Origin of the sequence: Desulforamulus hydrothermalis Lam5 = DSM 18033 (assembly GCF_000315365.1) — a bacterium.
Classification (GTDB): domain Bacteria; phylum Bacillota; class Desulfotomaculia; order Desulfotomaculales; family Desulfotomaculaceae; genus Desulfotomaculum; species Desulfotomaculum hydrothermale.
The window spans coordinates 30,065-55,417 of record NZ_CAOS01000001.1 but is presented as its reverse complement, the minus strand read 5'-3'; the positions used below and the strand labels follow the sequence as shown (position 1 = coordinate 55,417).

The window sequence follows — 25,353 nt, the reverse complement described above, 5'->3', positions numbered from 1 at the left end:
TGTTACGTTATAAACGTTATCGTTTGCCTGTCAGGATAAACTCGGCATATTCTTTCTTGTGTTCATTAAGAAATACTACTAATTCATAAAACCCCATTTTATATGCCTCTTCCTCTACTCTTGGCAAATCAAACATATTACAGGCACCGCTGTCCCGTATGGCAGTAATCTGTCTGTAAATCTTTTCTGTTATCAGATTTTTGTTACCCATGTTCTACACTTCAGACTTCTCTGCATCTGAAACTGAATCGCGTACCGCTTTATTGAGAAACGAAATATCAAAACCCGCATCTATATAGCCCTGCCGAATCACCTCGTAATAGTAACGACCCGGTGCTCCCAAAGGTCTACCTTCATTCATGATATACACCATTGCGGGTACCCACTGCCCTTTGAAACGTACCTTAACCGTTTCTTTCCGGTATAGATGCGGATAACCTTCATATCTGTCTAGCGCCTCCTCATCATTAGGCATGATTCTCCAGAGCAGTACCGGTACACTTTCACCTTTTTGCTTTTCTATTGTTGCTACTGCACCACCATTCCCGCCTCTAAATAACAGCCGGTATCCTGTGAGTTTTGCACTCCCCAGCACTTTTGCCGTTGGACAGCGGTATGCCATCTGCCTTAAGTTCAGATTGCTTCCGTATGCTAAATATATGGTTCCTTTTTCTTTGCTCATCGTATCATCCTCCTTGTATTTACCAAGGCAGAGGCGGGGATCCACCCCTGCGCTTGTCTATCTATGCTGCCCGAAACCGCCATGCAGCGTTACCATCAAGGTGTTTGCAAAGATGCTCCCGGCAGTTTTTGAACTCATCACCAATAAGTCCTATGCGGTTGAGATATGTCCGCATGGCAAACTTCTCATTTTCAACCTGTGGTTTCTTGCTGGAAGCGCATTTTTGGGTTAATGCCTGATGGTTTAATCGCAAGGGCAAGCACTATGTAGCTTCTAATTTTTCCCGCATGAAGTTCGCTGTTAAAGCCTCGAAGCTCAATTGTCCCATTGCCGTTAAAAAAGCTGTGCAGGTTCAAAAAGTGGTACCTGCTATTATGGTAATGGGTGCTTCGGCTTTCGCTGTAACCTTCGTACCAGATGCTCTCAATCGCCGCCATGGTTTTGGGCTTACGCCGATTCATCTTCTCAACCAGTGTCGCATCCATCTTTTTACAAAACCGCATCCTGTCCGGCTCAATCTGCAATGCTTTATAGAAAAGGTCATTCTTGCTGGCGATAATGTTGATAAAATTACGGATGCTTCGCGGTGTGTGGTCTGCACCGTCTATATGGATATGAATTCCACAGCTTGTGTTTGCAAAACCTCCAGCCTTGCGAAGCCTCCTTATCAATTCCTGCAGGGTTTCAATGTCTTCGCGGTATGTCAGTATCGGGCTTACCAACTCGACGCTATATTCCCGGCCTGCCGCTACAATCCGGCCGCTTTCCTTTTTCTGAGTCCGGATGCTTCCGTCGCTCATGAATTTCCATATCCGTCCATCCGGTGCAATAACCTTTTGGGTATCGTAATAATCTCCACTGGATTCAATCCTCCCTCCAAGAAAAGCTGCTGCAGTTTTTGCCGCCTGTTTTCTTGTAATCCCCGTCAATTCTACCTCGATTCCAAATCTCGTTGTAAGCATTGCGCTTTCTCCTCGCTTTCTCTGTGTTTTTTGCCCTTTGGCAGTGTACATTAGGCCATTGAAAACACAGGATAGCAAGGCAATTCTGCATGAGTTTCCGCTGGATTTTGGACGATTTTCCGCATCTTAATTTGTGTACATTTACAGCTTTCTGATCATATCTACACCATAAGCTACACCCAAAGAAGAACCGCAGTCCCAGTCAATATGAACAGTTCCGATATCATCCACATAAGAGACTGTTCCTTGGTCTCCCGGTTTCAGCTTAGAATACGGATCATCCATGTAGATAAGCTCAACGCGTGTTCCCGGCGGATACTGCTCTTTAAGGCGAAAGACTGTTTCTTTTGAAGGAAAGCCTCTTGCACTCATAGCTCGTCCCTCCTCTCCAGGATAATATGCGGCATACTTTGGATAATCTCTACCATCCGGCATTACCAACACTCCATCAGACCGTCCCCGCTGCTTAACCAGCAAGCAAAGCCATACTCCATCCTCGTCAATTCTGCAAAGCCCTTTGTTTTCCTCAATAAATGTGCGGTCAACGCATAGGTCGGCAACGAAGTTGTCATAGTCAATCTTTGAAAGCTCAATGGTTTTTACAACTGCAAATCGTTTCCTCGTCTCATACCGATGCGGCACCTTTAGATCCTCAATCCTAAACGGATGCTTGACAAAGAAGGCGGTGCTATAAAAATCATTCATTCTCATCCACCGCCTTTGCTCTGCCTTTCCGGTACGCCCCGTTGCCGGACAGCCTTGAAAGTAGCACCTTGCGTTCGGTTTTGAAGTTATCTCCTATAAATCCCAACCTAAGCAGGAAACAGCGAAAAGCATATTTTTCATTATCTGCCGGTTTTTCAATGCGCAGCACACGCTTCTGAGCTTTTGCCTGTTCTGCCATCTGCTTTACAAGCGTGATATACGTCTGCACCTCGTCGGCATTTAGGGTCGCGTTCCAAAAAGGGAAAGCAATCTCATCATTTTCAGCGAATACTTCAAGTTCCCGGTCAAGCGACAGTGCTTTCTTAATCAACGTCTCTTTGCTGGCCAGCATATTTCTAAGGTTTTCAAGGCTTGTCTCGCCAAAGCCCTCCAAAGAAAGAGTAATTGTCATGGTTCCCTCTGCAGATAAGCCCGCCATATTCAGCGCGTCAATAACGGGACGGATGCTTTTGATTTCATCAAGACTGATTTTCGGCGAGTGAACCACACTGTCCCTGTCTACCGTCCAGCTGCCAGCAGTGCTCCCGTCGTTTACCTCATACGCAAAACCCGGCGCTCCGGCATAGCGCACCCCGCCTTCAAGAGCTTCAGCAATGACTGTGGCAATGGCTTTCCTCTCCTGACCGACAACCTTCTGTGAAAAACGAAAGCTATTATTGCTCATGCCGTTCACCTCCCCTCAAATAAGCTAAACCATTTCTGATTCCCATAAAAAATCCCACCTTTCCTTTTTGGTGGGGTACATTAACGCTCTGTTTTGAGGGGAAAGCAAGGACATTTTTAAGCAATCTGTGTTTCAGCGTAAGGAATTTTTTTGCCACCTGACAGCAGAAATACTAAATCTGCTCCAAATTGTGAAACATAGCGCTTTACAATCACATCGCAGTATTTCGGGTCAAGCTCCATCATAAAACAAACCCGCCCGGTCTGCTGCGCTGCAATCATTGTCGTACCGGATCCGCCGAACAGGTCAAGGGCTAAATCTCCAGTATGGGAACTGTTGAGCATGGCCTTTGCCACAAGTGAAACCGGTTTCATGGTCGGGTGCTCTTCCGACACTTTGGGGCGAGGTATCTCCCAAACATCCGACTGTTTGCGGTCTTTAAGCGGGCAAAGGCGCGTCCCTTCAAGCCAGCCGTACCAGATCGGCTCGTACTGGGTATGATAGTCCTTTCTGGATAGTACAAGGCTGTCCTTTTTCCATATGATTGTGCTTGACCAGTGATACCCTGCCTCCCGCATGACGTTCATCAAACTGCCCCATTCCTGGGCACTCATTACCACATATGTCATGCATCCGGCTTCAGAAACCTTCCTCATACAATTAAAAGCGCGCAATAAAAAAGCGCCGAATTCTTCGGTGCTCATCTTGTCATTTAAAATTTGCCTTGGCTTCCAGCTCGGATGCCTGGTATCCGAACCGTAATCCACGTTCCAGGGCGGGTCGGTGAAAACAAACCTCGCCTTTTGGCCAGCCATCAGCTTCTGCACATCTGAAAGCAAGGTGCTGTCACCACACATCAGACGGTGGCTGCCAAGCATCCATATATCACCCCTTTTGGTAACCGGAGTTTTAATCTCTGCTGCTGCCTTTTCCGCATCGAAATTATCTTCTTTGACATTGGCGGCTGTTTTATCACGGAACAACTCGTCGATTTCTGCAGCGTCAAATCCTGTAAGAGAAACGTCAAAGCCATCTTCATTTAAGTCCATAAGCAGGTCGGTCAAAAGCGGAATATCAAACTCGCCGCTGATTTTATTCAGAGCGACATTGAGCGCCTTTTCCCGCTGTTCATCCAAATCAACTACAACACAGTCGATCTCTTTATACCCCAAAGCTGTCAGTACCTTATACCGCTGATGCCCGCCGACGATGTTCCCGGTTCGTTTGTTCCATATGACCGGCTCTACATATCCAAACTCTTCAATAGACCGGCGTAGTTTTTCATATTCAGGGTCGCCCGGCTTTAAGTCCTTCCGCGGGTTATATCTCGAAGGTTTTAATTTTTTCTTGCTGGTATTTTCAGTATATCCATAAATCTTAACCCTCCAATTTGACGGCTTTTTCACCGGTGAAGTCCTCCCAGCGCTTAACAGCTAAATCACAGTAAATAGGAGATAACTCCATCGCATAGCATTTACGCTCAGTCTGTTCAGCCGCAATTATAGTGGTGCCGCTGCCGGAAAACGGTTCAAGCACAATACCGCCTTTGTCGCTGTGCATTTTGATGCACCGCCATGGAAGCTCCACAGGGAACATTGCCGGATGTTCCTTGTTTGCCCGTACAGTCGTCATCTCCCATATGCCCGCATAGCCCCACTTCTTACGTTCTTCCTTTGTAAGCCGTTTCACAAATTTATAACTGTGCCCGGCAAACGCCGAAAGCCACACATACTCCTGATCGTTGTATTCCTCAGCCTCGCCGTTTTTGCTGAAGGCTGAAATATATTCATACTGCTGAACCGGCTTATTGGACACAAGGTGATAGGGTCCAACGCCGAAATTCTGCCCCTGCTTCTTCCAGATGCGGATCCATATGGGGCGGTAGCCGTTGTCTAAAAACATATTCACGCTGTATACGCTGGTAGGCTCAATGAACTGTGAGCCGGTGGCGTAAAGGTCGCCCAGGTTCCAGCAGACAATATCTGCATACCTGCACAGGTTTCTAATCACTGGGCGTACTGTCTCGAACCATGGTTCAATCCCGGCCTTTTCATATTCTTTGCCTACCCCATATGGAGGGGAAGTCACTGCCATCTGTGCGTGACACCCTTCCATCAACTTCTCAAAATCCTCATCCTTAGTAGAGTCGCCGCACATCAAGCGATGATTCCCGAGAAGCCAGATATCGCCCCGCTTCGTTACAGGTTCGCGCTGCACAATTTCCTCATGCGCTTTATCTATGTCAAAGCTGTCTTGTATCGCCTCTTTGGAGTACCATCGGTTAAGCAGTTCGTCTATTTCAGAAGCGTCAAACCCTGTAAGCGAAACATCAAATGCACCTGCGTCCAACTCAGCCATCAGTTCAGCCAGTTTATTCTCATCCCACTCTCCCTGAATCTTATTAAGAGCAAGATTGAGCGCTTTTTCTCTCTGCAGGTCAAGATCTACAACGACGCAATCTATCTCAGTCTGTCCCAAGTCCAGCAAAACCTTTAAGCGTTGATGCCCGCCTACCACATTACCTGTTTTTTGGTTCCAGATAACAGGCTCCACATAGCCAAATTCCTCTATTGACCGTTTTAGCTTTTCATATTCCTTATCGCCAGGTTTTAAATCCTTGCGCGGGTTGTATTCTGCAGGATTAAGTTTGTCAACAGATATTTTTTGTATGTTCATGTTGCATTCTCCTGTTCAATATTTTCTTAAGACCCTTTTTTGCGCCCTCACAATCTCCGTTTAATACTTGTCCCCGCAGAGTCTTAAACTGCTGCTTCGTTAAATGGTCTTTATATTTTCTAAGTTCTCTAAGGAAGATTAACTTTATATTACTCATCAGCCACCCCTCCTGGCTGTCAGGAGTTTTTCCATCACGTCGTCGTGGGGAGTGGCCCCTTTGTATTCGGTAGCACAGTTTTCCCGCACAACTTGGTAAATCTGATACCACAGGTTATTTGCCTGTTTCATGAAGCTTTGGCTCATCGCCACATAAGGTGACGGGATGGCATTGCCAGTCGTCGGATGCTTGGCAAGAAAGCCAAATTCGGTGATACATTCCTCGCACTGGATCCACCGCGCCACACTCTGGGCATATTGCTCTATAAGCTGCGCAGGGATAAGGTGAACACACCTGCGTTCCTTAAGCCACTGCCATGTTTTTTCGTATATTTCCACCGCCAGTGTTGTTTTTCCGTTCTTCTGCTTTGCGGCAAGATAATCCCTTGGTGGCGGCATGCTCCCTCCTTCCAGTTCCGCAGCATCCGTAAACTCCATTACCATGAGCTTTCGTCTGCCGGGATTTCCTTCCAAAATCTTATCCGCCAGAGGCTTTTTCTTCTGTCCTGCACCGATACGTGCCCCGCCGCGGTTGGTACCGTCCTTTGCCATACACATCACCTCGATTCATGTAAAAATAAACAGGGGATATACCCCGTTTGAAACTGCGATTTTTCGCGCGTGACCCCCCGCCCGTTGCACAAAACTACTTCACCAGAGATTTTGACCCCCCTACCGTCTTGCCCATCGTTCTCCTTCGCGAGCAGTAATCGATGAGTGACATTGTTTGCACAGGCTCATAAGGTTACTGTCTGCATTGGTTCCGCCTTTGGATAAAGGGATAATATGATGTACCTCTTCGGCTGGTGTAAGCCTTCCGTACTTTTGGCACTCCTCGCAAAGCGGATGCTCTGAGATATATCTGTCCCTGATGCGTTTCCATCTCCGACCATAGCGTTTTCTTGTTTGGGGATCTCGTTCGTATTTGTTGTAATAAGCATCCTCTTGCCTTTGATGCATGTCACAGTACCTTCCGTCCGTCAGTTCAGGACAGCCTGGAAAGGAGCAAGGCCTTTTTGGCTTTCTTGGCATCTGGCCACCTCCTTTACGGGTATAAAAAAAGCCCTCACAGGTTCATCCCATGAAGGCTTATCCATAATTTTTCACAATACCATTATATTTGGATTTATAATGAATTTCATCTCATAAAAATCTCATCTTGAATACTGAAAAGCATATTTGCTATTTGCCCATGGCATCCTGCCATTATAATATTTATCCGAAATATACCGCTGCATATCGGGTGATAAAGCTGCAAGCAAAAGATAAGCCTTTTTTCTATCTTCCTCTAACTCCTGGGTGCTTTTATAGAAGGAACATTTATCTTGCTGACACTTGCGTACAGTCAGGATATTGCAGCCATTCTTTCCGTTACTGCCAAAACAATTATCGTACATCTTTCTTCACTCCCGTTTTATGTCATAAGAAAAAGCCCCGAAGGGCTTATGCGTTTTAATGGCATTTTTTCATGATATCATTATATATTGGATTTCTATGTTTTGCATCTCATAAATATCTCACCTAAAAGGAAGCTAAAAATATCAGTTTATTTGTTCAAAGATAGCTTTCGAGTATACTTCTATATCTCCAGGAGTAAGCATGTTAAATTTTTCTTTCACAGCAACAAAATATTCCCCGATCAATTCTTTGGGTATTACACGATTAGAATGCGCATCCACCGGCAAACCGTCCCTGGTACGCCGCCATGGCTTCTCCAGATGCGTAAATTCTTCTAATATTTTTCCGCTATAACAGCAAAAGTTTTTAATAACACTATCCAGTATTGCTTTTTCAGAAGTTGTAAAAACTGATTCATCGAAAACTTCAACACTCTCAATTGGGTCAAACCGATAAGATGAATACCTGTTATATACATCTCTGTAAACCGGTCCATGAACCCATGCCTCACAGTCTTCTTCAAAAAGAAACCGTCCTTCAAAAGCATAATAAAAACCCTGGACATAATATAGTGCCTTTTGTAAAGCTAAAGGAGTTATGTCCTCGCACTTATAAAGCAGATATTGTATAATCGAGTCCAGCTTTGAACCTGCATTTTTTCCCTCTCCAAGCAGTTCCTGTACCTTCCGCTTACTTTTTTCATATGCCTGCGGAGATTTTAAATTATCCTTATTTTTCTCCAGCAATTCTTTATAATACGCTGGATCATCATAAATCTTTTGAAGAATATCCGAATACTGTTTTGTAGGCATATCACCCTCACAATATCTCGAAAAAGTCATTTCTCCCCAGCCTAAAAGCAATGACAGCGGACGTTTGCCAATATTGTATTTCTGAGGTATTTCTAATATCTTCTCCAGCGAAATAATGCCGTTTTTTTGACGGTACGTGTCATACAAAGCCTTTAGATTTTCGTCCTCTATATCCGCTACATAGACTTCGCTCCCACATTCCGTACAAACAGCCTTCTTTCCAGTATACTCATATTCTTCGCCTTTAAGTTTACCCTTAATTGTTGCTGTTTCTACCATGTATTCGACATCTCTTCTGCATTCCTCGCAAAATGTCTTATTCCTATTCATAAGGCGACCTCCTTTCAAACTCTCAAACTTTCTGATTGATCATCGGAAAAGATAATCAATCGGCTTGTTTCGCTTATGAAACGATATGACAACCACTCGTTTTCCACTCTCACTATCAATTAGATTAAATTTCGTATATATATCAACTAGCTCCTCGATACCATCAAAGTTAAATAACGTAACCTGGGGACAAAATACATATAAAACCTCATGTTCAAATCCTATTTTTGTATTTTGCAATGAATGGCAGAAATCTTCTGTTTTTATTTTTAGTAAAATCTCTTTTTGCCTTCTACTATTTAAGTTATATTCATTTATAAAATCTATGTTTTCTTGTCTATTCTCATTTTTTGATATAATAAATCTGCCCTCTCTTATACAGTCTTGTATCATTGCCAAAATCTCATCAATCTGATCCCGGGTATAGTTCTGATTATAGTGCTGATTCATTGCATCACCTCTTTTGTGATACAATGATACTATATTATATGCCTATTGTCAAGATTTATGCATCAATTAGTTCATTTTTTCAAATCTAATTGATTTTCTTATTAAAGAGCGTATACTATAAATAACAGATCCTACGAGCTTACTTTAAGCGCAATACAGTAGGCCATAAAAAATACCCACTTAGGTAGATCGCTCTATCTAAGTGGGTTTCCTATTTAACATGCAGCTAATGTTATCTTAAACTACTTCCCATATAAAAGCAGTGCAAGATGATTAAGCGCCTTGTCTTTCCTGCGGTATACCTGTGCTCTTTCAAGAAACAGCTTCTCTCCGATGTTTGCTACAGCTTCTGTCTTACTCACATCATTAACAAAAAATTCTGTCAGTATAAACTGTTCTTCCTCCGACAGAGCTTCCCAAGCAGGCTTGAACCACTCCATATATTCCAATGCCCGCCTGTAACGTTCTTTCAACACATCAATCTCGTCAAGGCAAGCAGCAAGGCGTTCTTCGCCGCTTTTGGGATTGTGTTTGCCCGGAACTCCGGTAATCTTTGCACTATGAGGGCTTGTCATACGGGTTTCAATTTCATATATATCCTCATCACTGTGTTCGATAATGTACTGCATGCTGCTGTAATCTTTCAAAGCTTCAACAGCAGCCGCTTTTTTATCTAAATACTGCCATGCAATCAGCATATCGCACCTCCAAAAAATCAAGATAAAAAACCTTGATCTTTGAAGCAGTGTGCTTTTTTGCATTGCTTTGCAGTGCTTGTTTCCTTGTTCGTTATGTCTTCGTTCTTTGCAGAAGGCCATGCTTTTCCAGAATAACCTTCACCTCATCTACCGAATGGACAACCGCTGCCACTCCTCCGGCATTGAGGATTTTTTTGATGGTTGCTTCCTGCAGTTTTGTTGTCTTTCCCGATGGGGTTTTTACTTCAAAAGCTATAAACCGCCCATTTACACAGGCAATAATGTCTGGTATTCCCGCTGTCCCGTACATACCGCCATGTTCCTTCCAGCAGAAACACCCCGGTACTGTCTTTAAGTACCGCAGGATTTTAGTCACAATACTCTTTTCAGACATAACCGCTCATCCTCCAAAAATGTTACTTTTTCCCCTCTTGTTACCCCGGTATTTCTAAAAAGGTAACTTCTCAAACCCGCTTTACAAGCGCATTTGCGGATTTTGTTACCTTGTTACCTCTTTTTGGGGGAAGGTATAGACACAAATATTTATATTTTTTTTATTTTTTATTTTTTCAAAAAATAATTTCATCTCTCGCGCGTATATATAAAGTTGAGGTAACAAAGGTAACATCGGTAACAAGTGGCTATTCATCAGCGTTTCGGGCGTTACCTTTTTGTTACCTTGTTACCTTTTTCGATACTAAAGAGGCTCAATATCTGTGATCTCAAAGCCGCTCACATCGCATCGCTCTTTCAGTATCGAGAAATCAAGAGCCCACGCTTTTTTTGTTTCATTTCCGAAACGCATCGTTTTATTGCTCTCTATAAAAAAGTCACTTTGCCTCAATTGCTTCAAAAACTGGTTATATGGAAGACATTCACCTGTGATTGCATAATCGCGTCTGTACTTGGTATAGCGGTCATATACATCACAGAAACGAATCCCGATAACCTTGCCATCTTTATCAAAAGTGTAGTCTTGATTCGGAGCCAGTTTCATCCGGGCCATGATTTCCAGCGTCTGTTCTACAATGGTCTTATTATTACTGCCGCCATCCAGTAAGTACTCCTGCACACCGTTCTGAAGATATCGAATACATGCACCTTTGTTAATGGGAAACACTTCAGACCACGTTACATTAAGGAATTCACACAGTTTGTTTACTAGGCTCAATCCGGCATAGCAGCATGCAAGGTTATTGACGATACGGGATGGAAACTCATCAGATATCTCTGACTTTGCTTCCTCATACCATTTCTCCGCCTCATCGGGCGATACCCTGAGTGCTATATCCAGCAGGCTCCGGCCGAAGCTGCCAAGCAGATCCGCTTTTGCACACAACTTATAAAATGCTTGCCTATGGCTGGCCGGTTTTAAGTCCTTCTTACTGAAAAGCAATTCTATACTTCGTTCCCTAATAGCCGCTTCATCCGGCGATTCCTCACCAGCTACAATAATAGGCGCCAACAGTTCATAAGTAACAGCACTTTGATCCGCCCGGCCACGGACACCTTCATGCCCGTCATATGCATCACGAAGATGGTTGTATAAGGCATTTAGCCTTAACTTGTTGTAACCGCTAAAATATAATTAACAGATTCCGCTAAATAAAAATGAACAGTATTTACCACAATATACCTTTCCTGTATGATTGAACTGGCAATTCAATCATCATTGGGAGAGGGTATAATGAAAATTGCGGAAAGGTGGAGCATGTATTTAGAAATACACCGGCTTAAGGAGTTAGGATTAAATGTATCACAGATAGCCAGACATTTAGGCATTTCCAGAAATACCGTGTACAAGTACGAAAGGCTTGAGCCAGATGAATTAGAGAAGGCCATTAAAGAATTGAAGACCCGGCAGAAAAAGCTGGACTGTGTTGGTGGAGAAATTTTATCGTGGCTTAAGGAATATCCGGATTTTTCAGCAGCTCAGGTACTGGACTGGTTATTAGAAAGGCACCCGGAGGTAGATGTCTGTGAGAGTACCGTAAGAAATTATGTATCTAGATTAAGAAAGGAGCATGATATCCCGAAAACCATACATAAAAGGCAGTACGAAGCCGTCGAAGACCCGCCCATGGGTTATCAGATGCAGGTTGATTTTGGTGAGACCAAACTTAAAAATATCAAAGGGAATCTAATCAAACTTTGGTTCATTACCTTTGTGCTGTCCCATTCCCGGTATAAATACGTGGCGTGGCTTGACCGGCCCTTTACAACGGCAGATGTTATCCAGATTCATGAAAATGCTTTTGCATACTTTGGTGGTATGACAAAAGAGATTGTCTACGACCAAGATCATCTTATCCTGGTCAGCGAAAACTACGGAGACCTGATTATGACGCATGAATTTGCCGCTTATGCGAAAAAACGGGGTTTTCAAATCTACATGTGCCGTAAACAGGACCCAGAGAGCAAAGGACGGATAGAAAACGTAGTGGGATACGTAAAAAAGAACTTTGCTAAACATCGGATGTTTTTTAACCTGGACAAGCTAAACGAAGATTGCTTGGCCTGGCTAGAACGGACAGGTAACGGAAAGAAGCATAACACGACAAAGAAAATACCGGCGGAAGTGTTCGTACTCGAAAAACAACACCTTCGACCGGTTCTTGAAAAAATGGAAATAAGTTGTACCAATAGTATAACAAGACGAGTTCGAAAAGACAATACTGTTTGGTACAACGGCAATCGCTACTCGGTTCCGTTGGGAACATACGACGGCATGGATAAAGAAGTCTTGGTCGAAGTAGTTGATGATAATGTCCTGGTAATTTATGACCAAGCTACCGCCAGGAACTGGCCAGGCACAATATATGTCATGAAAAAGGCAAGCTGATTAAAAATAATAATCACAGCCGGGACCGTTCCAAGGGAATTGACAAGTATATTGACAGTGTAGCTAACCTTTTTAACGACCCTTCACAGGCCAGAGCATTTCTCGAAAAAATCCGGGAACAAAAACCACGATATATCCGGGATCAGTTGCAATTAATCCAGCAAAATATCACGGATTTAAGCACGCAGGTAATTGCAAAGGCGCTGGGATATTGTTTGAAACACAAGTTATTTAGTGCAACAGATTTTGTTGACGCTGTAAAGCATTTTAAAGAACAGGATACTTTGGGAAAACCCGTATATAAAGATGTTTCACCAGAAATTAAGCCTTTAGACGAAACAGACCGAAGCAAACTGAAAACCAAACCTCAGGTGCGAGATATTAAAATTTATCAACAAATTATGAATGGAGGCCTGATATGCCAGGAGTAACCGCTGAATTAAAACAGCAAATGAAGTTGTTGAATTTTTCTGAAACAGCAAAGATTCTTGATGATTTTTTAATAGACGCAGAGGCCAAACAACTTACCTGCCGGGAGTTTCTACATCAACTCATCCAGTATGAGCTGCATAAACGGGAAGAAAAACACCAGGAAAAGCGGTTGAAATGGGCGGCATTCCCGGAATATAAATCTCTCGAATCCTTCAATCCGGCTGAACAACAATCCTTAAGTAAAAAGCAGTTACAACAACTGAAGGAATTACTATGGGTTGAGCAGGCATACAATCTCATATTGCTTGGGCCTCCTGGAGTCGGAAAAACCCATTTGGCTATTGGCTTGGGTATTGAGGCTATTCGCCGGGGGTATAAAGTCAGCTTTATTCAGATGGATGCCCTGATTCACCTGTTTAAGACTCAGGAAATCACCCGCAGCGGCCGGGTTAGGATCAAACGGATAATTTCCTCAGACTTGGTCATAATTGATGACCTGATGTTTATGGCCATGGATCGCAATGAAGCCAATATGTTCTTCCAACTGGTCAACCGGCTCTATGGCCAAACCTCTCTGATAATTACCTCTAACAAAGGTCCTGAAGACTGGGGAGAGTTGCTCGGTGATCCGGCAATTACAACCGCAATTTTGGATCGCATAATCCATAAAAGTGAGGTGGTTCATTTAAGTGGTGACAGCTACCGAATCAAACATCGCAAAACCATTTTTGGAAATAATTAGATGCTAAAAATTATTTAGCGAAATTTGTTCAAAAGTACTTGACGGTCACACTTGTCTATCTTTGAAGGTTTGAATTCATCCATCAGCTGCGGTATCAGATTCGATGATGCAGATTCCTTCATCAGTGTAAATGCAGTAACCTGTGTAGCCGCGCGGATTTTACTGCATGAAAATACCGGCAGAATAACCCGCTCCAATGTATTACTTTTTCCGCTGCCCTGTTCTCCGACAAGCAATAAATGCGGAAATTTAATGCCCGATTTTTTAAGATGCGGTTTAATAAAGCATCCTGCTACCCATGCCATCACTGACACCGTTTTTATAGGTTCGTTATAGCTGAGGATCCATTCTCCAAGCATAACAAGCTGTTCCTTTGTCAATGGCTCAAAGATTAGAATATCGGTTGTTATGCTTTTATACTTATCAAGCTGCACGATATCTTCAACAATGTTGCCTCCGGCTTCAATGGCACCATCCGTTGAAACATATACCATCCGCTCGCCATGCTCATAAATTCCAAGAGCCTTGACCCCTGTTTTTTGTACCCACTCCATTTCGGATATATAACCTTTCAGCAGTTCCAAATCTCCTTCTGAGCCAAAATAGCCTAAGGATATTGTCCGGCGGTTCAAGATATTTTTAAACTTTTGGATGTTATTGAAGTCGGTAGTCATAAAGGTCTGGCGGTATACTTCATCGCGGATTGTAATAAGATCGGCGGTCATTTGCGTTTCATCTTCTGATACAATCATCTCCACCGGCTGGATGATAAAGTTTGTTATAGGATACACGCTTTCGCCTCTGGTGCGGTAATACCTGCCCTCATGTTCAAAGATAACCGACTCGCTCTCGCGGCTGTATACGTTCTCTGTGACTTCAATGGCCTTATCCAGTGTCTCCTGCCCATATGTTGCTCCACTTGCATGATGTACCGTATCCCACTTTTCCCGGAATAACCCGGAATTTCTAAACAGCCTGTCCATCTGCTCTTTGTTTTTGCCTGACCAGAAAGCCAGCATACAGCAAAGGGCAAGGTCGGCTTCGGACTGGCTGGGATACCCTGCTTCCTGCCATTTTCCTTCCCATAGCAGGTTAAATTCCTTATGGTTTTCGGCTGTCCGGGCTTTCTCCAGAATTTCTTCGTCTGTAAGCGGCTCTAGCTTAACCACCTTACTGTCTTTCTTGCTTTTTCCTCTCCGCTTTTTACTTTTGATATAATTCTCATGTATCCAGGCCAGTGCCCCGTTATCTTCAGCAATGTAATCAGGAGTCCCTGGCAGTCGTTCGCCAGTCATTGTGAAATATCTGCTGTGGGCATACATTTCAACGCCGGTTTTTGTGTTTTTATTGCCCTTGGCAGGCATCTCCCCTTTATAGAAAATATGAAGCCCAGTTCCTGAAGGGCTGATTTCCGTATAGGACGGAAACCGCTCAAGGATAGCCTTGGCGGTATCGTTTAATTCCCCAGTGTTTTTGTCGCGGCAGTGATCTATGTCTATCCCTACTAAGCCTCCGCTTTTTGCGAATACAAAACCCAATCCGGTATAGAGGTATTGTTCTTTTGCCGCAACCGCATTGTCAAGGGTCGACCAGTCGTTTGGGTTAGTGCTTGAGGCTTTTCTGCCGGTTAAGGGATTGTAAGGGATTTTACTGTCTTTTCCGTCCTTTGTGTTTGGTTCCAGACGCCAGCATATCCATTGCTTCCGGTTAGCCAGTTCTTTAGGGAATGAGATGCTCACTTACATCGTACCTCCTCGCATTGTTCATTAAAATACCGGATCGGAATGCTGCGCTGCTTTGCCTTTTCAATCTCAATGGACATCCCTTTAGTAATTTTTCTGCCAAATACCCACACTTCTGAACACTTTGACATCAGCACCATGCCAAAGAACAAGCCCAGATCCCGCATTTGTTCATCATCGTCGTCCATAAACTGCGGAAACAAGAGGTGCGGAGCAATAGGTATGCAATTCCTGCTCACTGCAAAGCGGCAGTACCCCTGAGCCTTACGGATATTACGTTCTATATCACCAGCATATGGGCTGCAGATAAATACCATCGGTCTGTAAGGCGCTTTCCTGGCCTCTCGCTCAATCCTAAGCAGTGCTTCATAAGGTGTGGGGTCGTAATATCCTTCCGCGTTAAACTTGCTGATACTCATGGTATTACCCCCTGCCTATGCGCTTTTTTGTTCACGTTCGATTACAGGCAATATACCTTTCTTGTTTTTAAGAAGGTCATAGATAAATAGCCTTCCTTTTTGTGTCCAATATGTGTGCATTACGCTTCTTTCTGCATCAATAGCATGGGTCTTGGACTGCGTGTATCCTTGATCGGCGTACTCCTGATATAAAAGCCAGCAGTTTCCCATTTTGTACTGTACCCCAAGTTCATGAAGCAGCTTATTGAAAGCGCGGCCAGACATTCCGTAATCCTTGGCAATCTTGCTGATCGGAACAAGGCTTTTATTTTGCAATATGAGATCATAATAGCTCGCCTTGGGCTTTAGCTCGCTGATAATCTGTTTATTCTTTGCATTCTCTATTTCTAAAGCTTTCCGTCTGTCGCGTTCTGCCTTTAGTTCAGAGAAAATCCTGATACCATACTCCGGATTAGAAATCATCTCTTCGATAACTTTATCTGTAGCATAAACTCCATGTTTTCTTATCGTAGGCAAGACTTCATCAAAGACCCATCTTTCAAAGCGTTCAGCAGCAGGAAGCTTTGATTTAACAATTAATCGGAAAAGATCTCCTTCCGGAATAAATTTTATATCCTGCTCACCGCCACTTGTAAGGACTCGGTGTTTCACCGACCCCTTTGTATGTCTCTTAATTGCATCGTAGGGATCTAAGTATCCAAGCATCCTCGCGCAATCTGCCGCAGGGAAGTATTCCTTTCCATCAATAACGAGTACTTTAAGTTCTCCAAATTCTGTATTCTTAAAAACCTGTAAGTTATTCATAACATCAATCCTCCATTTCTTTCATTTCTCCAAAATTTCTCCCTACCGAAGCCTCTGCCACAATAGGTACATCAAATTCAGGGAAGGGTTGTGTTTCCATACACTCTTTTATTAAAGCAACTGCTTCGTCCACCTTGTCTTCCGGTAATTCAAAAACCAGCTCGTCATGTATCTGCAGTATAGGTTTCAGCCAAAGCCTTTCGGGAAGTCCACTGATGATGCGCCCACAGGCAAGCTTTAGAATATCTGCCGCTGTACCTTGAATAGGTGTATTTAATGCGCACCGCTCGGCAAACGACTTCTTGCCCCAATCTGATGACCGAATTCCCAGCAGGTATCTTCGCCTGCCCAGCCATGTTTCTGTATAGCAGCTTACAGCAGCCCGCTTTTTAACCTCATCCTGCCATTTGGCAAGACCAGGGTATCCGGCTTTCAAGTTTTGAATGATGGTCTCACATTCGGACAAAGTCGGGTTCAGGCCTGCTTTAAATTTAAGTGTCCTCTGTAAGCCAGTAGGAAACAGGCCATAGAACACACCAAAATTACAGTTCTTTGCAATGGTCCTGCGCTCTTTATAATGCGGAGCATTTTTGTCTGCTGCCTCTTCAAAAGGAATGCGGTAAATAACAGAAGTGGTCTGAGCGTGGATATCACCGCCAGTACGATAGGTTTCCAGCATACGTTTGTCCCTGCAATAAAACGCTCCGACGCGCAGTTCTATCTGTGAAAAGTCAAGGGATAAAAGAACCTTTCCGGCTGGCGAAATGATAAATTTCCGTATGCCTATTGGGTCATTATCTTTCTGCGGGCAATTCTGCATATTCGGGTTTCTTGACGCAAATCTGCCTGTCTCTGTCCCCAATGGCATAAGGTCCGGATGAATCCTGCCGGTATCCTCATCAATAAATCGAAGATACCCGTCTATATAGGTGGATTTGAGTTTTCCCCACTTGCGGTATTCCTGCACCAGTTCAAATAAGCGAGCAAGTTCAGGCCTGTTGGATTCACACCATTCTTTTAACAGGATCATGGTTTCATCATCGGCAGCTTCCTGATGTTTTGCGGTCGTTTTCATTACCGGAAGACCGAGATCCACAAAAAGATATTTTTTAAATGCTGAAGTTGAAGCATTTGCCCCAATCTCTACATTGCCGATAATTCCGGCAATCTCTTTTCTGATACTGACAATCTTTTCTGCGGCTTCCGCTTGTTTCTTCAGCATGGCTGACTTATCCACCAATATGCCGTTATACTTCATTATCCCGACATACACTGATGTAGGCGATTCTACCTCTTCCACAATGGTTCTGTGTTTGGGTAAAAATCTATCAAACCACTGATTGAAAACATGATACAAGCGAAGAGTGTAGTCGCTGTCAGCACAAGCGTAGCGGACAGTCTTCTCATCCTGAGGGTTCAATTCATCGAAAAAGCGGCCGTCAGTAACCGTTGAGAATTCTGTCATTTCTGCTTTGCAGAGTGCAGGCGCAAGCGTTTTAAGTCCGCTGTCAGCAAGACTTCTGAACTCCCACTTGCTTTTTAATGTAAGTTGTGATGCTGCAATCGTGTCATAGCAAGGCTTTTGAAGGACAATGCCTCTTGCGTAAAGGAACATAGACTCAAAAGCCAGATTATGAGCAACTTTTATTACATCTTTTGATTCGAATAGTAATTTCAGATAATCCCATATTGCCGCCTGGTTCTCTGCATTTCGCCCGCTACGATGTTTAAGTGGAACATATATAGCAGTCCCTTCTGATACTGAAAAACTGATCCCTGTAATATCTGCTTTATGAGCATCCAGAGCTGCACTTTTATCGTTCCTCCATTTATCGCGGGGTGACGTTTCAAAGTCGAAAGCAAATAGGACAGTGTTTTTCAGATACTCTTTTATTTCAGACAGCATATAAACACATTTGTATCCCATGCGGTTCTCCTTTCCGCCCTATCGGAGATGGAAGTTACTCTCCGATAGGGCCTTTGATCACTTAAGCGGCTCAGTAATTTCACCTGATTTAGGGTCTACATTTATTACCTCTTCACCGGCAGGTTCAGTGTCATGGCCGACTCGGGTACTGAATGCTTTGACCTGCTCGGAAAGCTTGGATATCAACGCATATTCGTCAGCGGTCAGATCCCGATCTACAGCAAACTGAGCCTGTGAATAGGTGATACCGCTTGAGTTAGTCGCCTTTTTCAAAGAAAAGCGGGTAACTACGCTGTTTGATTTTCTGCCTTTAGAAAGCAGCCTTTTGATATAGCGGGAAAACTCTTTCAACGATCCTGTTGGCAATGAGAGTATCAACGGGAAAATCTCCCCTTCACGCAGTACATATATCCTGCGGCGGTTCTTGCAAGCTTTGCTGCCGTTTTCCCCAGAACCGAACTGATTATATGGGCATTTGGCACAGCTTCCTCCGGGGTCTCCTTCGCCGGTTATACCATCAAAGCTTCCGCAATCCGGTGGGTTACTACCTCCGGTATACTTGTCCTTGTAGTATGCATAAAGTGGATGATGATAAAGAATTACCGCTGAGAATTCCTTGACAGTATCAGGTTCTCCGGGATTTTCCCCGGGTACTTCGAATACTGTGCTGCCTGCGGACGGGATTTTTATGCGCTCAAAAGTCATGTCAAGACCGTCAAGTTCTGATGCCATTGCCTCGTCAAGATTGAAATCAGCGAGCTGAAGAAAACCTGTATTTTCGTTAATAGTTACGAGTTCATTGTTTTTCATGCTTTTATACCTCCGTAAATATGAATTTGGAATGTAATCTATATCATTGTTCTTTGAAGCATTGTTCTTCGAACAGTTATTCCTTGAACATTGATATTGGAGCATTGCTTTCTGAAGCTATTTACCTTGCTGCTTTCCGCACAGTTACTGTTGTCTTTTCGAAGACATTCACAAGGCCTTTCAGCCAGTCCGGAAGCTCGTCCCCATTCTCCGCAATCTGTTCTTTAACAAATGCTGACAGGGAATTTGCATTGACTGTTTCATAGATGAGTTCTCCAAAGCCTTTACTGCGTAGTGCGTCAAACAGTTCCTCCTTCATGCCTGCGGCAGCACTGGCTCTTGTTGTCGTTGAAAGGCAGAACATTGTTCCTGCTCTTGTGAAGTTTTGCGTCTCACTGCTGATCATTAACTCAGACAGGCGGTATTCAACATCGTCAATCTCTGCATTAATGCTTTTTAGTTCCTCTTCCGCGGCCTTTTTTGCCTCGCGCAGCTCCTTCAGGCGGTCAGCAAGTTCAAACATCGCATTATCGCTCATAGCTTTCACCTCCCTCTGAGGCAAAAGGATTTGCTCCTTTGCGGTAGTCGTCTATCAGCATTTTTGCAAGATCTGCCTTATTGCGTAGGGCAGTCAGGATTTTTGAATCCACAGTACCCTTGGCAATAAGGTAGATATATGTGCAGCCATTCTTCTGTCCAACTCTATGGATGCGGGCCTTTGTCTGCTCGAAATTCGACATGGAATAATCAAGGGAGTAAAATACCATTGTGCTTGCAGCGGTCAGCGTAATACCGAGTCCAGCGGTTGCAATCTGGCCTACAAACACCATGCAGTCGGGATCATATTGAAACCGGTTTACTTGCTCTTGGCGATCCTTAGTTGCACCATAAATACACACATAATCGATGTTCTTCTTCTCCAGCAACCTGCATATGGCATGAATTTCAGGGATAAACCTTGCTATAACAACCAGCTTATGTCCTTCTTGAATACTGCTTTCAAGGATATCTTCAAGAGCTTTCAACTTGGCATCACTGACTTGCTCGATTTTCCCACCGTCATCGCTTCCGATAAAGCCGCCGGTTATCTGCGACAGCCGGAGCAGGCGCGTCAGTATATTTGTGGCCGTCACTTCTCCCTTACCCAGCTCCGCATAGCTGTCACTGACCAGATCCCTGTAAATCTTCATGGCGGCGCTCTCCAGCTCCACATGCCGCACAATGTCGGTGGTTTCCGGCAAATCCAGGCATTCTGCCTTGGTCGCCCGGAACGCGACGCTGTGGAGCCTTTTCATCAAATCCTGCTCCATTGATTTTTTCAGTACCGGCGTGTGGTTTCCGTAGCCGACCATGTCAAAGTACCTATTGCGGAATACATAGAAGCTCTGGCCAAATATTGCCGGGTTGAGGAATTTATACTGGCTGAATACGTCGATGGCTTTGTTGGTAATGACCGTCCCTGTGAGCAGCAGCCTGTACTTTGCCCGCGCGCCAAGACGGTGCATGGCCTTGGACGCCGCAATGTTATGGGTTTTAATCTTGTGGCCTTCGTCGGCAATAATCATGTCGGGGTTCCATGCGGCCAGCTCTTTTTCCAACCGCCACGCGCTTTCGTAGTTGATGACCGCCACCTGCAAGGGCGTACCCCGCATATGCCGAAGGGTGTCGGCTTTCTTTGTACTGCTTCCCGACAGCACTGCTAATGTGTAATCAAAGTTTGCAAACTTAGCAAATTCCTCATCCCAAACACCAAGGATGGAAAGCGGAGCCACCACCAGAACCCTGCGGATCTTGCCCGCCTGATACAGAGCGCCGGCGACCGCGATGCTTGTGATTGTCTTGCCGGTGCCCATTTCCATGAGCAGAGCCGCGCCGGAAGATGCCATCCCGCTCGCCGGAATCAGGCCGAACTTGCCGCATACGAAATTGAAAGCGTCGATCTGATGCTTATACGGCGCGGCTTTAATCGGCATGGGCAGCAGCGGCTTCGGCTGTTCCATCCGTTTTCTCCCTCCCTTCGTCAGGCGGCTTTTCAAGCATCGCCAGCTTTCTTGCCAGCCGCTTTGACACCACGCTGATGGCGGTCAGGATGCCTACCAGTTCTTCCGTCGTTTCTTCGCTTTGCGTCAAAGCGGCATTTACGCTTTTTCTCATGTCCTTCACCTCCGTTTCAAGGAAAAGAAAAACCCCCTCACAATCCAAAGGAAAGTGAAGGGACGGGTGGGCGAAATTTTTTCTACATTTTTTCAATCAGCCTGCGCAGTTTCTCCAACACTTTAGTTCTGCGGTAGGCGAGCGTCTTTCGCGGCACACAGGTTTCTTTAGACAGCTCGCGTTCCGATTTGCCGTTGTAAAACAGCTCATTGACCAGAAAACGTTCATCGTCCGTCAATTCCGATAACGCCTTGAACAGCATGTCCAGCAAAAGCTTGTCCTCGACGATCTCGTCAACAAGCGCCTCACCGGAAGGAAACTCAAACCCGGCCTCCGAAAACGCCTCGAGCGACAGCTCCTTTTCCTTGCGAACCTGACTGCGCTTGCGCTCTCTCCAAGCAGGGCGCTTGAAGGCATCGTATACTTCCTTGCCGACCGGAATCTTCCTGCCGTTCAGTTCAATGAAATACTCCTTGTCCATCCGTTTCCACCTCCTTTCCCGAAAGCTCAGGGAAAGGAGGCGGGAGGACTGCGGCACCCAGGCAAAAAGGCGCAAAGACAAAAGCGGCCGAGTTTACTGAAATTCGTAAACTCGGCCGCAAAAACTATTCTATCAAGCAGCGCCCTGCCAGTATGGTCGTCATCGCTTTTTGCGCTGTATTGCTTTTTTATACGGGGATGGAATCTTTTCCGGCGTATAGCTTTTGCCTTATGTATATTGGCAGAGAACCGCTTGATATTGCATGAAGTCCATACCATACAATATCAACCTCGTCAGCTCCAACCTACACGGCAGCACCCGCCATACGCTCAACTACAATTTAAGTCCGGCAGGTGTTGTCATGCCGAATTTGTCTTGTTCTCGCTCATGGATATTGCTTCATTTTTTCTTTGCGAAATATGGTGCAATGTAAATTCCGCCTTTCTGTTTAGTAATTATTCTTGACTTGTGCAAATTTTATCCCATAAAATGGAAAAAATTATGCAACAAGTCTTAAGATCTTGTGAACCAATGCAAGATCGACATTTTCCTTGCCACAGTTGTAAACATAATCAACCAAGTTCCTCAAATTGAATGCTTTGAGATGATCAATGGTCGTCCCAAGGTTTTCAAGTTTGAAAATAGAAGAATTCTTGTACCTATAAAACTCAATATAGCCGTAAGCAATATATTGGACCAGCCAAAAGCGTTTAATTGCCTTAATGGAGCGCATCTGGTAGTGGTCAAAGCCAAGTCTGTCTTTCAAGTATCTGAAGCTTGTCTCAATCTCCCAACGCTTGCTGTAGTACTCCATGATGGTTTGGGAATCAAGACTTACATCAGAGCTTAAAAGATATTTGGGTTCACTGTTTGGAGAACTGACATCCCAGGTTATTAGGATCACGGCATTCTCAAGGTCATTCATCTTGCCTTCATAACGGTACACTTTATACTGCTTTTCCTTGACTGTAACAAGGTCAAGGTCATAATCAGTAATGTACTTCACGAATTCATTAAGGCTTTGCCGTATACCTGCCGGATAAAATATCCTATTGGATTTCAGAGCTCCTATGGTTTGGAAACCAAGCTTGGCTGCTTCATTAATGAGTTTGGGAGATGTATACCAGGAATCTATGAGGAAATATGCCGGATAGGTCTTCTGTAAATCCAACTGTCTCAAAAGATTCATTGATATCTCAACTTTACTCTTGAATGCGGTACCAGTTTCACTGCAGTAACCTTTCTTAAGGTATAACTCGTAGTCAAAAGGAACGGAAAGGTTACCTGCAACACAGTGGAGACCTTGAACATTGTGAGACCATTCTTGCTTGCCTGTAGTGTGGTGTCACCGCCGGGATATAATTGACCCAGGTTCGCCGGAAAGAAAATGACCCACCCTTAGCGAATATATCCCCTTCGTAATTAACGGCCAAGTTAATCTTCGGAGGGAGACACATGCTAAGGAGTGGGATAGTGATATCGTTACATACCATGAGGGCAGAAGGCAAGAGTATTCGTGAAATTGCCCGTCTAACGGGGAATTCTCGAAATACAGTTCGCCGATATCTCCGGGGTGAATTCTCCCCCGAAAAGGGAACCCGTAAATCTCGTGGTTCCAAGCTTGATCCGTATAAACCGTTCCTGCAGGAACGTCTTCAAGAAGGTATCTATAACTGCGAGGTTTTATTCGATCTTCTACGAGAAAAGGGGTATACCGGGGGACGTACCATCTTGAAAGACTATGTGAAGGACTTCCGTCCTCCCAAACAAGTTCCCGCTGTTCTTCGTTACGAGACGAAACCTGGTGAATATGCACAGGTCGACTGGGGACTGTGTGATTACGTAGATTTGGACGGTACAGTCCGAAAAGTGCCGGTATTTGTCATGGTATTGGGGTACTCTCGTTCCACCTATATAGAGTTCACTAAGCGTTGTGACATTCACAGCTTTCTTCGTTGCTTGATTCATGCTTTTGAATATTTTGGGGGCATCCCAAAGGTAATGCTGACCGACCAGATGAAAACCGTCGTACTGGGCATGGGAGATGATCGAAAACCTCGCTGGCATCCGCTTTTTGCCGACTTTGCTGCAGCGATTGGGCTTGTTCCAAAAGTATGCAAAGTTCGACGCCCCGAAACAAAGGGAAAAGTGGAACGAGGCGTTCAATACGTAAAAAACAACTTTCTTCCTGGCAAACGCTTCGTTGATTTACAGGATCTCAATCAACAAGCCCTACACTGGTGCGAGCGGATTAACCGCCGTATTCATGGAACAACCGGCGAACGTCCCATCGACCGACTCCGTGAGGAAAATCTGTCGCCTATCCCTTCAGCTGAACGATGGGAAAAATACTTGCATGAACCAAGACAGGTCAGCCGAGACGGATTTGTTAGCTACGATGGTGTACGATATGGGGTTCCATGGAGGTACAGTGGACGTGAGGGTACCGTGCGAGAAGTGAATGGGTGGGTGGAAATCTGGGCCGACGGCACATGTATTGCTCGACACCAAAAGGTCTATCGATCCCGTGCAACTGTTTTTTGTGAAAACCAGTATGCAGGTCTTACGACTGCTCAAGGATATGCCTATCCACGTCCGCAAGCCCGACAGATTTCATCGCAGCAAGTGGAAGTGCGTTCGCTGGATGTCTATGAGCAGCTGACGGGGGTGGGAGCATGATTGAACTGGAACAAGCACGGCTACGTCTCGAGGAACTTGGGCTTCAGCAAGCGGCTCTACTCTTGGATGCCCATTTGGAAGCGGCAAGTCATGGACAGCCCACCTATCTGTCCTTTCTCAACATGCTTCTAGATGCAGAGATAGCGGAACGTCAAAAACGGAATATGGAGGTACGCACCAAACTCGCACACTTGCCTTACCGAAAAACGCTGGAGGAGTTCGATTTTGCTTTCCAACCCAGCATTGACGAACGGTTGATTCGAGAGCTGGCCACGATGACTTTTGTAACCCGACACGAGAATGTCTTGTTCTTAGGGCCTCCCGGAGTAGGAAAAAGTCATCTGGCGGTGGCGTTGGCTGTAGAAGCCATCTCGCAAGGGATATCCGTTTACTTTGTCAGTCTCTCGCAACTCATCGAAGATCTGCGAAAAGCTTACACGGAAAACAGGCTGGATAAACGCCTACGCATCTATATTCGACCAAAGCTCCTGATTATTGACGAAATTGGTTACTTACCGTTTGACAGTTTGGCAGCTAACCTCTTTTTCCAGGTAGTAAGTGCAAGATACGAGAGAGGGAGTATTCTGTTGACCAGCAACAAGAGTTTCGGTGAATGGGGGGAACTGATGGGCGATCCGATACTTGCTACGGCTATCCTGGATCGGCTCTTACACCATTCCCACATCGTCAATATTAGGGGGAATAGTTACCGACTTCGTGAGAAGATGAGGACTGGAGCCTACGGCTCCCCCTCTACCACCTAACCA

29 protein-coding genes and 1 pseudogene are annotated in these 25,353 nt (G+C 44.7%); 5 read left to right on the top strand and 25 right to left on the bottom strand.

Annotated features, from left to right (window positions below; genetic code table 11):
• Positions 1 to 16: 16 nt before the first annotated feature.
• The 15 genes from DESHY_RS00320 to DESHY_RS00240 form a co-directional block, all read right to left on the bottom strand.
• Positions 17 to 211 (bottom strand): DUF5049 domain-containing protein, encoded by a 195-nt coding sequence (locus DESHY_RS00320; RefSeq protein WP_008409533.1) that lies wholly within the window; start codon positions 209 to 211, stop codon positions 17 to 19.
• A gap of 3 nt (positions 212 to 214) precedes the next feature.
• Complete coding sequence (locus DESHY_RS00315; protein WP_008409532.1) at positions 215 to 682, bottom strand: gamma-glutamylcyclotransferase family protein; 468 nt, start codon at positions 680 to 682, stop codon at positions 215 to 217.
• A gap of 191 nt (positions 683 to 873) precedes the next feature.
• A complete protein-coding gene (locus DESHY_RS00310; RefSeq protein ID WP_476580432.1) occupies positions 874 to 1,644 on the bottom strand; it encodes an amidoligase family protein in 771 nt (256 codons plus the stop codon).
• A 141-nt stretch (positions 1,645 to 1,785) separates the two neighbouring features.
• Positions 1,786 to 2,349: a DUF4314 domain-containing protein gene (locus tag DESHY_RS14915; RefSeq protein ID WP_008409531.1), complete on the bottom strand. Its 564-nt coding sequence runs from the start codon at positions 2,347 to 2,349 to the stop codon at positions 1,786 to 1,788.
• The gene (locus tag DESHY_RS00295; protein ID WP_008409530.1) at positions 2,342 to 3,034 is read right to left on the bottom strand and encodes a hypothetical protein; all 693 of its coding nucleotides are present in this window, start codon (positions 3,032 to 3,034) and stop codon (positions 2,342 to 2,344) included. Before DESHY_RS00295 ends, DESHY_RS14915 begins: the two co-directional genes overlap by 8 nt.
• 116 nt (positions 3,035 to 3,150) lie before the next feature.
• Entirely contained in the window at positions 3,151 to 4,440 is a 1,290-nt protein-coding gene (locus DESHY_RS00290) for a site-specific DNA-methyltransferase (RefSeq protein ID WP_008409529.1), read from the bottom strand.
• Positions 4,412 to 5,710, bottom strand: coding sequence for a site-specific DNA-methyltransferase (locus DESHY_RS00285; protein ID WP_008409528.1), 1,299 nt, complete (start codon positions 5,708 to 5,710; stop codon positions 4,412 to 4,414). The genes DESHY_RS00290 and DESHY_RS00285 overlap by 29 nt, the downstream gene beginning before the upstream one ends.
• Before the next feature lie 156 nt (positions 5,711 to 5,866).
• Positions 5,867 to 6,418, bottom strand: coding sequence for a P27 family phage terminase small subunit (locus tag DESHY_RS00275; RefSeq protein ID WP_008409526.1), 552 nt, complete (start codon positions 6,416 to 6,418; stop codon positions 5,867 to 5,869).
• A gap of 120 nt (positions 6,419 to 6,538) precedes the next feature.
• Positions 6,539 to 6,898 carry an HNH endonuclease gene (locus tag DESHY_RS13380; protein ID WP_072866255.1) on the bottom strand — a complete coding sequence of 120 codons (360 nt, stop codon included), beginning with the start codon at positions 6,896 to 6,898 and terminating at the stop codon, positions 6,539 to 6,541.
• Between the two features lie 122 nt (positions 6,899 to 7,020).
• On the bottom strand, positions 7,021 to 7,263 hold the full coding sequence (locus DESHY_RS00265) for a hypothetical protein (protein WP_048817748.1): 243 nt from the start codon (positions 7,261 to 7,263) through the stop codon (positions 7,021 to 7,023).
• A gap of 144 nt (positions 7,264 to 7,407) precedes the next feature.
• On the bottom strand, positions 7,408 to 8,406 hold the full coding sequence (locus DESHY_RS00260) for a type II TA system antitoxin MqsA family protein (RefSeq protein WP_008409524.1): 999 nt from the start codon (positions 8,404 to 8,406) through the stop codon (positions 7,408 to 7,410).
• Positions 8,407 to 8,445: 39 nt separating this feature from the next.
• Entirely contained in the window at positions 8,446 to 8,856 is a 411-nt protein-coding gene (locus DESHY_RS00255; protein WP_008409522.1) for a hypothetical protein, read from the bottom strand.
• 242 nt (positions 8,857 to 9,098) lie between these two features.
• Positions 9,099 to 9,554: a hypothetical protein gene (locus tag DESHY_RS00250; RefSeq protein ID WP_011838164.1), complete on the bottom strand. Its 456-nt coding sequence runs from the start codon at positions 9,552 to 9,554 to the stop codon at positions 9,099 to 9,101.
• Positions 9,555 to 9,645: 91 nt separating this feature from the next.
• A complete protein-coding gene (locus tag DESHY_RS00245) occupies positions 9,646 to 9,948 on the bottom strand; it encodes a VRR-NUC domain-containing protein (RefSeq protein ID WP_048817747.1) in 303 nt (100 codons plus the stop codon).
• Between the two features lie 303 nt (positions 9,949 to 10,251).
• On the bottom strand, positions 10,252 to 11,019 hold the full coding sequence (locus DESHY_RS00240) for a hypothetical protein (RefSeq protein ID WP_008409518.1): 768 nt from the start codon (positions 11,017 to 11,019) through the stop codon (positions 10,252 to 10,254).
• A 222-nt stretch (positions 11,020 to 11,241) separates the two neighbouring features.
• Between DESHY_RS00240 and istA (DESHY_RS00235) the strand changes: the two genes are divergently transcribed.
• The 3 genes from istA (DESHY_RS00235) to istB (DESHY_RS00230) all read left to right on the top strand — a co-directional run bounded on the left by istA (DESHY_RS00235) (position 11,242) and on the right by istB (DESHY_RS00230) (position 13,570).
• The gene (istA, locus tag DESHY_RS00235; protein WP_008409516.1) at positions 11,242 to 12,396 is read left to right on the top strand and encodes an IS21 family transposase; all 1,155 of its coding nucleotides are present in this window, start codon (positions 11,242 to 11,244) and stop codon (positions 12,394 to 12,396) included.
• 215 nt (positions 12,397 to 12,611) lie between these two features.
• The gene (locus DESHY_RS14370; protein ID WP_008409514.1) at positions 12,612 to 12,827 is read left to right on the top strand and encodes a hypothetical protein; all 216 of its coding nucleotides are present in this window, start codon (positions 12,612 to 12,614) and stop codon (positions 12,825 to 12,827) included.
• Positions 12,815 to 13,570, top strand: a complete 756-nt coding sequence (istB, locus tag DESHY_RS00230) for an IS21-like element helper ATPase IstB (RefSeq protein WP_008409511.1) — start codon at positions 12,815 to 12,817, stop codon at positions 13,568 to 13,570. Before DESHY_RS14370 ends, istB (DESHY_RS00230) begins: the two co-directional genes overlap by 13 nt.
• A gap of 14 nt (positions 13,571 to 13,584) precedes the next feature.
• On the opposite strand, the gene DESHY_RS00225 is transcribed toward istB (DESHY_RS00230), so the two are convergent.
• From DESHY_RS00225 to DESHY_RS00180, 10 genes and pseudogenes are all read right to left on the bottom strand, one after another.
• Entirely contained in the window at positions 13,585 to 15,309 is a 1,725-nt protein-coding gene (locus DESHY_RS00225) for a phage NrS-1 polymerase family protein (protein WP_008409509.1), read from the bottom strand.
• A complete protein-coding gene (locus DESHY_RS00220) occupies positions 15,306 to 15,731 on the bottom strand; it encodes a DUF7768 domain-containing protein (protein ID WP_008409508.1) in 426 nt (141 codons plus the stop codon). Before DESHY_RS00220 ends, DESHY_RS00225 begins: the two co-directional genes overlap by 4 nt.
• A gap of 15 nt (positions 15,732 to 15,746) precedes the next feature.
• The gene (locus DESHY_RS00215; RefSeq protein WP_008409506.1) at positions 15,747 to 16,535 is read right to left on the bottom strand and encodes a phage antirepressor; all 789 of its coding nucleotides are present in this window, start codon (positions 16,533 to 16,535) and stop codon (positions 15,747 to 15,749) included.
• 4 nt (positions 16,536 to 16,539) lie between these two features.
• Complete coding sequence (locus DESHY_RS00210; protein ID WP_008409504.1) at positions 16,540 to 18,462, bottom strand: bifunctional 3'-5' exonuclease/DNA polymerase; 1,923 nt, start codon at positions 18,460 to 18,462, stop codon at positions 16,540 to 16,542.
• 57 nt (positions 18,463 to 18,519) lie between these two features.
• Entirely contained in the window at positions 18,520 to 19,272 is a 753-nt protein-coding gene (locus DESHY_RS00205) for a hypothetical protein (RefSeq protein ID WP_008409502.1), read from the bottom strand.
• Between the two features lie 121 nt (positions 19,273 to 19,393).
• The gene (locus DESHY_RS00200; protein WP_174269688.1) at positions 19,394 to 19,810 is read right to left on the bottom strand and encodes a gp33 family protein; all 417 of its coding nucleotides are present in this window, start codon (positions 19,808 to 19,810) and stop codon (positions 19,394 to 19,396) included.
• Positions 19,800 to 21,272 carry a DEAD/DEAH box helicase gene (locus DESHY_RS00195; RefSeq protein ID WP_048817746.1) on the bottom strand — a complete coding sequence of 491 codons (1,473 nt, stop codon included), beginning with the start codon at positions 21,270 to 21,272 and terminating at the stop codon, positions 19,800 to 19,802. Before DESHY_RS00195 ends, DESHY_RS00200 begins: the two co-directional genes overlap by 11 nt.
• Positions 21,235 to 21,426, bottom strand: a complete 192-nt coding sequence (locus DESHY_RS00190; RefSeq protein WP_008409496.1) for a hypothetical protein — start codon at positions 21,424 to 21,426, stop codon at positions 21,235 to 21,237. Before DESHY_RS00190 ends, DESHY_RS00195 begins: the two co-directional genes overlap by 38 nt.
• Positions 21,427 to 21,508: 82 nt before the next feature.
• Complete coding sequence (locus DESHY_RS00185) at positions 21,509 to 21,907, bottom strand: sigma-70 RNA polymerase sigma factor region 4 domain-containing protein (RefSeq protein ID WP_008409495.1); 399 nt, start codon at positions 21,905 to 21,907, stop codon at positions 21,509 to 21,511.
• Between the two features lie 499 nt (positions 21,908 to 22,406).
• Positions 22,407 to 23,237: pseudogene (locus tag DESHY_RS00180) on the bottom strand (transposase); the annotation flags it as partial.
• Positions 23,238 to 23,362: 125 nt separating this feature from the next.
• On the opposite strand from DESHY_RS00180, the gene istA (DESHY_RS00175) reads away from it, so the two are divergent.
• Positions 23,363 to 24,586 (top strand): IS21 family transposase, encoded by a 1,224-nt coding sequence (gene istA, locus DESHY_RS00175; protein WP_008409492.1) that lies wholly within the window; start codon positions 23,363 to 23,365, stop codon positions 24,584 to 24,586.
• The gene (gene istB / locus DESHY_RS00170; RefSeq protein WP_008409491.1) at positions 24,583 to 25,350 is read left to right on the top strand and encodes an IS21-like element helper ATPase IstB; all 768 of its coding nucleotides are present in this window, start codon (positions 24,583 to 24,585) and stop codon (positions 25,348 to 25,350) included. The genes istA (DESHY_RS00175) and istB (DESHY_RS00170) overlap by 4 nt, the downstream gene beginning before the upstream one ends.
• Positions 25,351 to 25,353 lie beyond the last annotated feature (3 nt).

Bases quoted from the DNA above. Each gene is read 5' to 3' on its own strand.
- DESHY_RS00320 (WP_008409533.1), bottom strand. From the start codon at position 211: ATGGGTAACAAAAATCTGATAACAGAAAAGATTTACAGACAGATTACT.
- DESHY_RS00315 (WP_008409532.1), bottom strand. From the start codon at position 682: ATGAGCAAAGAAAAAGGAACCATATATTTAGCATACGGAAGCAATCTG.
- DESHY_RS00310 (WP_476580432.1), bottom strand. From the start codon at position 1,644: ATGCTTACAACGAGATTTGGAATCGAGGTAGAATTGACGGGGATTACA.
- DESHY_RS14915 (WP_008409531.1), bottom strand. From the start codon at position 2,349: ATGAATGATTTTTATAGCACCGCCTTCTTTGTCAAGCATCCGTTTAGG.
- DESHY_RS00295 (WP_008409530.1), bottom strand. From the start codon at position 3,034: ATGAGCAATAATAGCTTTCGTTTTTCACAGAAGGTTGTCGGTCAGGAG.
- DESHY_RS00285 (WP_008409528.1), bottom strand. From the start codon at position 5,710: ATGAACATACAAAAAATATCTGTTGACAAACTTAATCCTGCAGAATAC.
- DESHY_RS00275 (WP_008409526.1), bottom strand. From the start codon at position 6,418: ATGGCAAAGGACGGTACCAACCGCGGCGGGGCACGTATCGGTGCAGGA.
- DESHY_RS13380 (WP_072866255.1), bottom strand. From the start codon at position 6,898: ATGCCAAGAAAGCCAAAAAGGCCTTGCTCCTTTCCAGGCTGTCCTGAA.
- DESHY_RS00265 (WP_048817748.1), bottom strand. From the start codon at position 7,263: ATGTACGATAATTGTTTTGGCAGTAACGGAAAGAATGGCTGCAATATC.
- DESHY_RS00260 (WP_008409524.1), bottom strand. From the start codon at position 8,406: ATGAATAGGAATAAGACATTTTGCGAGGAATGCAGAAGAGATGTCGAA.
- DESHY_RS00255 (WP_008409522.1), bottom strand. From the start codon at position 8,856: ATGAATCAGCACTATAATCAGAACTATACCCGGGATCAGATTGATGAG.
- DESHY_RS00250 (WP_011838164.1), bottom strand. From the start codon at position 9,554: ATGCTGATTGCATGGCAGTATTTAGATAAAAAAGCGGCTGCTGTTGAA.
- DESHY_RS00245 (WP_048817747.1), bottom strand. From the start codon at position 9,948: ATGTCTGAAAAGAGTATTGTGACTAAAATCCTGCGGTACTTAAAGACA.
- istA (WP_008409516.1), top strand. From the start codon at position 11,242: ATGAAAATTGCGGAAAGGTGGAGCATGTATTTAGAAATACACCGGCTT.
- istB (WP_008409511.1), top strand. From the start codon at position 12,815: ATGCCAGGAGTAACCGCTGAATTAAAACAGCAAATGAAGTTGTTGAAT.
- DESHY_RS00220 (WP_008409508.1), bottom strand. From the start codon at position 15,731: ATGAGTATCAGCAAGTTTAACGCGGAAGGATATTACGACCCCACACCT.
- DESHY_RS00215 (WP_008409506.1), bottom strand. From the start codon at position 16,535: ATGAATAACTTACAGGTTTTTAAGAATACAGAATTTGGAGAACTTAAA.
- DESHY_RS00210 (WP_008409504.1), bottom strand. From the start codon at position 18,462: ATGGGATACAAATGTGTTTATATGCTGTCTGAAATAAAAGAGTATCTG.
- DESHY_RS00205 (WP_008409502.1), bottom strand. From the start codon at position 19,272: ATGAAAAACAATGAACTCGTAACTATTAACGAAAATACAGGTTTTCTT.
- DESHY_RS00200 (WP_174269688.1), bottom strand. From the start codon at position 19,810: ATGAGCGATAATGCGATGTTTGAACTTGCTGACCGCCTGAAGGAGCTG.
- DESHY_RS00195 (WP_048817746.1), bottom strand. From the start codon at position 21,272: ATGGAACAGCCGAAGCCGCTGCTGCCCATGCCGATTAAAGCCGCGCCG.
- DESHY_RS00190 (WP_008409496.1), bottom strand. From the start codon at position 21,426: ATGAGAAAAAGCGTAAATGCCGCTTTGACGCAAAGCGAAGAAACGACG.
- DESHY_RS00185 (WP_008409495.1), bottom strand. From the start codon at position 21,907: ATGGACAAGGAGTATTTCATTGAACTGAACGGCAGGAAGATTCCGGTC.
- istA (WP_008409492.1), top strand. From the start codon at position 23,363: ATGCTAAGGAGTGGGATAGTGATATCGTTACATACCATGAGGGCAGAA.
- istB (WP_008409491.1), top strand. From the start codon at position 24,583: ATGATTGAACTGGAACAAGCACGGCTACGTCTCGAGGAACTTGGGCTT.